Source organism: Yersinia similis, assembly GCF_001053095.1.
Lineage (GTDB): Bacteria > Pseudomonadota > Gammaproteobacteria > Enterobacterales > Enterobacteriaceae > Yersinia > Yersinia similis.
The window spans coordinates 1-1,129 of the sequence record NZ_CGBP01000092.1 but is presented as its reverse complement, the minus strand read 5'-3'; the positions used below and the strand labels follow the sequence as shown (position 1 = coordinate 1,129).

Here is a 1,129-nt window from a genome sequence, read left to right as displayed (position 1 = left end):
CGCAAAATCGGTATCTTTAATGCTGCCCAGCGCCTGCTGTGTGTTGCTGATCATGTTATCCAGGTTGTTGGAAGAGGATTGCAGGCGGTTCTGGTTCGCCCCCAGCGTGGCACGGAAAGCGCCGTAGGCATCAATCACTTCCGACAACTTTTTATCCGCCTCCATGGCCAGATCTTTATCCGCCAGTCGCATGTTCATGACACCGCCACCTACCAGATTGTTGTTTGCGTAGTCATCCGAGTCTTTTTTTGCGGCTGTATGTGTAGCCTTCAGAGCAGTAACAGCAGCGTCCATTTTGTTGATATCGGTTTGAGAAACAGTAGTAGCACTAAGAATTGTCTCGGTAGGGACGAGAGTACCCTGTGCATCCGTATATTCAGGAATAACAAAGTTTTTCCCTGCTGCGACACCATTTTTAACCGTTAGTTCACCTTGCAATGCTACAAGAGCATCTTCAGCGTCCTTAGCATTCTTTGTTATCGCCTCCAATCTATGGAGTTCTTTTTGCGCTGCCGTACCGCCCGCATCAGCAGTAATTGCCGTCCCCGGCTTGGTCACACTCTCCGTCAGCTCTTCAATCACGCTATTCAGATCTAATTTCAGGCTGGATTCTGCATCGGTGCCGCTTTGGAAGTTCAATTCCTTACGCATTTTGCCATCTTTAGCAAACAGCTTCTCGGAGTTATATTCGGTGTTGTTCAGCGCGTTTTGCAGCTCTTCACCCAGAATGGTAAATTCTTTTTGGATAGCCTCGCGGTCTGCTGCGGAGTTGGTGTCGTTCGCCGCCTGGGTAGCCAGCTTCTTCATGGCGTTCAGGGTTTTGACCGATTCAGCCAAGCCACCATCGGCGATTTGCAGCATAGCGATGGATTCTTGAATGTTCTGCTTAGCCTGGCCCGCACCGTTTAAAAACTTCTCCATACGGTTGGTGATCTGCAAGCCTGCCGCGTTATCCGCTGGTGAGTTAATGCGGAAACCGGTAGACAGGCGCTGTGAGGATTTGGCATTCGCCAGACCCGCATTACTCAGGCTGTTGATAGCTGTTTTAGCAGAAGCATTAGTGTGGATAGACAGTGCCATAAGTTCGATTCTCTTAAATTCCGGGGCTACCTGTTAGCGCCCGTGGTAG

General features: G+C 49.9%; 1 protein-coding gene. It reads right to left on the bottom strand.

Going from position 1 to position 1,129, the window contains the following annotated elements; translation table 11 throughout:
• A partial coding sequence (locus AC971_RS21525; RefSeq protein WP_053084963.1) for a flagellin N-terminal helical domain-containing protein occupies positions 1 to 1,080 on the bottom strand: 1,080 nt, incomplete at its 3' end.
• Between the last annotated feature and the right edge of the window lie 49 nt (positions 1,081 to 1,129).